Origin of the sequence: Bradyrhizobium sp. SHOUNA76, assembly GCF_023006445.1 — a bacterium.
Lineage (GTDB): Bacteria > Pseudomonadota > Alphaproteobacteria > Rhizobiales > Xanthobacteraceae > Bradyrhizobium.
In genome coordinates this window covers 1-4,825 of the sequence record NZ_JALBHA010000482.1, presented here as the reverse complement: position 1 = coordinate 4,825, position 4,825 = coordinate 1, and the positions used below count along the sequence as shown (strand labels likewise).

Genomic DNA, 4,825 nt, shown 5'->3' with positions numbered 1-4,825 from the left:
GGATCCGCAAGCTGCCGCGCCCCAGCTGCGCGTCACCAGCTTCACCCAGCTCGTCGCGCTCGCCGGGCAGAAGCGCGATATCATGACCAAGAGCGCGCTCGAAGGCGACATGCGCCTCGTCCGTTTCGAGGAGGGCCGGCTGGAGGTCGCGCTCGAGCCGAACGCGGCGAAGACCATGATCTCCGAGCTCGCGAAGAAGTTCGAGCAGTGGACCGGCCGGCGCTGGACCATCGTCGTGTCCAACGAGCAGGGCCAGCCGACGCTGCGCTCGGTGAACCAGGCCGCCAAGCAGGAGCATGCGCGTACCGCCGAGGCCGATCCGCGCGTGCAGGAGGTGCTGTCGCGTTTCCCTGGCGCAAAGGTCGTCGAGGTCCGCAGGCTTGCCCCCGAGACGCCGGAAACCAATATAAACACCGACTATGGCAGTGACGATCCGCCCGACGGTTCCGACGGCGACGACGATCTCTAGAGCCAGTCTTTTCAAGGACGAGTACCGATGGCTGATTTTCTCGGCATGATGAAGCAGGCGGCGCAGCTGCAATCCAAGATGCAGGAGATGCAGGAGCAACTCGCCAACGTGGAAGTCGAGGGCATCTCCGGCGGCGGCCTCGTCGCCGTGCGTATGACCGCGAAGATGGACGTGAAGGGCATCAAGATCGATCCCTCGCTGATGAAGCCGGAAGAGCGCGAGGTGCTGGAAGACCTGCTCGTCACCGCCATGGGCGATGCGCGCCGCAAGGCGGAGACGGCGATGCAGGAGAAGATGCAGGCTCTCACCGGTGGGCTCGGCCTGCCGCCGGGGTTGTTCGGCCAGTAACATGGGCGCTGTTGCAGGTCCCGAAATCGAACGGCTGGTCCAGCTGCTCGCACGGCTGCCGGGCCTCGGTCCGCGCTCGGCGCGGCGCGCGGCGCTGCACCTGATCAAGAAGCGCGAAGCGCTGATGATGCCGTTGTCCTCGGCCCTCCAGGTCGCGCTCGACAAGGTCCAGGTCTGCAAGACCTGCGGCAACATCGACACGCAAAATCCCTGCACCGTCTGCACCGATCCGAAGCGCGATCCTGCGATCATCGTCGTCGTCGCCGACGTTGCCGACCTCTGGGCGTTGGAGCGGGCCAATGCCACCCAGGGGCGCTATCATGTGCTGGGCGCGACATTGTCGCCGCTCGACGGCGTCGGCCCGCAGGACCTGACCATCGACGCTCTGGTCGCGCGCGCCCATGATTCGCAGGTGCACGAAATCATCCTGGCGCTGAATGCGACGGTGGACGGCCAGACCACGGCGCACTACATCACCGACCTGCTTCAGGACGCCAATGTGAAGGTGACGCGGCTCGCCCACGGGGTTCCCGTCGGCGGCGAGCTTGATTATCTCGATGAAGGTACGCTATCGGCAGCAATGCGGCAGCGGACCCTGTTCTAGCAATCCCTGAGATCTCACGGAACGGACGACATGACGAAACTTTTCGCCACACGATTGGCTTTGGTCGCGACGATGGCGATGCTGGTGACCCCGGCGATCGCCGCACCGCAGGGTGACGACGCTCCGCCGCCGTCGAAGCCCGGCAAGCCGATCAACAATGGCGACGTGCTGTCGGGCGAGCTGAACGCGATGAAGGTGCGCGACGGCAAGAACGGCAAACGGATTCCGATGTACCAGATCACGTCCGAGCCGCGTCGCTTGCCGGCGCCGAACGGGCTGTGCAATCTCGAGACCGGCCCCGAGACCTTCCAGCTCGTCACCTCCAGCGACGCGCAGGCCACGCAGCTCAAATCGTTCGTCGGCAAGGAAATCTCCGTCAAGGTCGACGAGATCGCCTGCGCCAGCGATGCCGGCCAGATGAGCGAGGCCGTGATCACGAAGTGGAGCCTGATCAAGAAGCAGTAGGCGGCGACGTCGCCTCGCGACGAGCTGCCGTAGGGTGGGCAAAGGCGCAAAGCGCCGTGCCCACCATTTGGACGTGGTGGGCACGCTTCGCTTTGCCCACCCTACGAGACCTCTAAACCCGCACCGGCCCCAGCGCGTCGAAATGCCCGCGCTTTTGCAGCCAGGCCAGCAGCACCAGGCTAGGGATCGCCACCAGCACGCAGATCACGAAGAACAGCGGCCAGCCGGTCGCCGCAGCCACGAAGCCGGCACCTGACGACAGATAAGTCCGTCCCACCGCCGCAAGCGCGGTAAGCAGCGCATATTGCGTCGCCGTGTGCAGCGGGTTCTGGCACAGCGCGGAGAGATAGGCGACGAAGATCACGGTGCCGATGGCGCTGGTGAAATTCTCGGCGCAGATGGCGAAGGCCAGCGCCCATTGATTGGTGCCGACCACGGCCAGCCAGGAGAAGGACAGATTGGCCAGCGCCTGCACCACGCCGCCGATCCAGAGCGATGCCGCCAGCGGATAGCGCCGCGCGACGAAGCCGCCGGCAAAGCCGCCGATCAGGGTCGCAGCTAAGCCGACGCCCTTCACGATCGCCGCATAGTCGTTGCGGGTGAAGCCGAGGTCGATCACGAACGGCGCGGTCATCGTGCCTGAAAAGGCGTCGGTGAACTTGAACAACACGACGAAGGCGAGTGCGGCGAGCGCGTCCTTCCGTGACAAGAATTCCGAGAAAGCGCCGATCGCCGCCTGCAGCACGCGCGTGAACGCGGTCCCTGTTTTCGCAGCAGCTTCAGCCTGGACCGATTGCCCGGGCTCGGTCGCGGCCAGCGCCGTGATCGTCCCGATCAGCACCATCGCCGCCATCACCACATAGCCCCACATCCAGGCTGAGGTGCGGGTGATGCCGGTGCTTTCGAAACCGGAGACGATGAACAGCGCGCCCGCGGTCGAGACCAGCATGCCGATGCGATAGGCCGCGACGTAAGCCGCCATGCCGGCGGCCTGCTCGCTCTCCGGCAGGCTCTCGACGCGGAAGGCATCGACCACGATGTCCTGCGTCGATGACGTCGTCGCCACCAGCAGCGCGCCGAGCGCGACGTAGAACGGGGACTGCGCCGGATCGGTCATCGCCAGCAGCAGGATGGCGACGATCAGCAGCAATTGCGAGAACAGCAGCCAGCCGCGCCGCCGCCCGAAGGCGCGCGTGAACAGCGGCACATGCAGTGCATCCACCAACGGCGCCCACAGGAATTTCAGCGTGTAAGGCGTGCCGACCAGCGCGAACAGCCCGATGGTCTTGAGATCGACCCCGGCCTCGCGCATCCACACCAGCAGCGTCGAGCCCGACAGCGCCAGCGGCAGGCCGGAGGAGAAGCCGAGGAACAACACGATCAGAACCCGCGGCTGCAGGTACACGGCAAGACTTTCGCGCCAGGAGGTCGGGACAGCGGAAGTCGCGGCGGGGGAGGTCGCGTCGGGTGCGGTCATGGGGAGGTGTTAGCAGATTCTGATGGCCAAGAGTGAGATGTCGTCGCCCGGCTTGACCGGGCGATCCAGTATTCCAGAGGCCGGAGTTATGGAGGACCAGCGATCTCCGGATAGAGGTCGTTCCAGTCCGGATTGTCTCTCTCGATCAGCGCGGCCTTCCAGTCACGCTTCCACTTCTTCAGCCGCTTCTCTCTCGTGATCGCGTTCTCGGGGTCATCGAACTGCTCGAAGTAGACCAGCCTCACGACATCGTAGTCTTTCGCGAAGCTCTCGATGAGCTTCAGCTTGTGCTGTGCGACCCGGCGAATGAGGTCGCTGGTTACTCCAAGTAGAGCGTTCCGCCGATCTGCCGTCTCTGGGATACTGGGTCGCCCGGTCAAGCCGGCGACGACAGTGAAATTGGGCTGGCAGCGTACCGGATCTCAGAAGAGAATCACTCCCCCGCCTGGAGCTTCCGCGGAAACAGCTCGCCTGCGCCCGTGGCCACCAGCCGCGACCCTTCCGGCGCGTCGCTCTTGCTGAAATCGAGCTCCTCGATCCGTCCGGCGCGCTTCTCGATCTTGTCGGCGGAGATGAGGATCTGGCGGACGTCCTCGTTCGCATCGGAAAAATGCTTCTGCAGTTTGACCACGCGATCCCTGAGGCGGCCGAGATCGTCGCCCAGCTTGATCACTTCAGTCTGGATCTGGTCGGCGGCATCGCGCATGCGCGCGTCCTTCATGATCTGCTGCATCACCTGGATCGCGAGCATCAAGAGCGAGGGCGACACCAGCACGACGCGGGCGCGGTAGGCTTTCTGGATCACGTCGTCGAAGCCGTCATGGATCTCGGCGTAGACCGATTCCGACGGCACGAACATCAGCGCCATCTCCTGGGTCTCGCCGGTGACCAGATATTTCTCGGCGATGTCGCTGACATGCTTCATCACGTCGCCGCGCAGGCGCTGCGTGGCAACGCGCCGCTCCTCGTCGGTGCGGGCATCGTGCAGGGCCGTCATCGCCTCCAGCGGAAACTTGGCGTCGATGCAGAGCGGGCGCTGGTCCGGCAGGAACACGACGCAATCGGGCCGCTTGCCGGTCGAGAGCGTGAACTGGAACTCGTAGGCGCCTTTGGGAAGTCCGTCCTGGACGATCGCCTCCATCCGCGCCTGGCCGAAAGCGCCGCGCGACTGCTTGTTGGCGAGCACGTCGCGCAAGGTCGTCACCTGCGTGGTGAGGTCGGTGAGATTCTTGTGGGCACTGTCGATGATGCCGAGCCGCTCGTGCAGCGCGCGCAGGCTCTCCATGGTGTTGCGGGTCGAGTGTTCCATGGACTGGCCGACGCGATGGGTCACCGAATCCAGCCGCTCGTTGACCGCCCGCGCCATCTCGGCCTGACGTCCCGCCAGCGCCTGGGTCATGGCGTCGACCCGTCCAGAGGATTCGCTCTGGGCGCGCAGCACCTCGCTCAGCCGCTCCTCGAG

Annotated in this window: 5 protein-coding genes and 2 pseudogenes; 4 read left to right on the top strand and 3 right to left on the bottom strand. The window is 65.1% G+C overall.

The features are described from left to right. The 4 genes and pseudogenes from MOV74_RS31375 to MOV74_RS31360 all read left to right on the top strand — a co-directional run. Positions 1-469: pseudogene (locus tag MOV74_RS31375) on the top strand (DNA polymerase III subunit gamma/tau); the annotation flags it as partial. A gap of 27 nt (positions 470-496) precedes the next feature. Further along, positions 497-817 carry a YbaB/EbfC family nucleoid-associated protein gene (locus MOV74_RS31370; RefSeq protein WP_246930817.1) on the top strand — a complete coding sequence of 107 codons (321 nt, stop codon included), beginning with the start codon at positions 497-499 and terminating at the stop codon, positions 815-817. A 1-nt stretch (position 818) separates the two neighbouring features. Next, the gene (gene recR / locus MOV74_RS31365) at positions 819-1,421 is read left to right on the top strand and encodes a recombination mediator RecR (RefSeq protein WP_036026497.1); all 603 of its coding nucleotides are present in this window, start codon (positions 819-821) and stop codon (positions 1,419-1,421) included. A gap of 30 nt (positions 1,422-1,451) precedes the next feature. After that, a complete protein-coding gene (locus MOV74_RS31360) occupies positions 1,452-1,886 on the top strand; it encodes a hypothetical protein (RefSeq protein ID WP_246930815.1) in 435 nt (144 codons plus the stop codon). Positions 1,887-1,998: 112 nt separating this feature from the next. On the opposite strand, the gene MOV74_RS31355 is transcribed toward MOV74_RS31360, so the two are convergent. The 3 genes and pseudogenes from MOV74_RS31355 to MOV74_RS31345 form a co-directional block, all read right to left on the bottom strand. Next, on the bottom strand, positions 1,999-3,363 hold the full coding sequence (locus tag MOV74_RS31355) for an AmpG family muropeptide MFS transporter (RefSeq protein ID WP_246930813.1): 1,365 nt from the start codon (positions 3,361-3,363) through the stop codon (positions 1,999-2,001). 86 nt (positions 3,364-3,449) lie between these two features. Further along, positions 3,450-3,709, bottom strand: a pseudogene (locus tag MOV74_RS31350) (GIY-YIG nuclease family protein). Positions 3,710-3,796: 87 nt separating this feature from the next. Further along, the coding region (locus MOV74_RS31345) for a DNA recombination protein RmuC (protein WP_246930809.1) at positions 3,797-4,825 on the bottom strand (1,029 nt) is incomplete at its 5' end.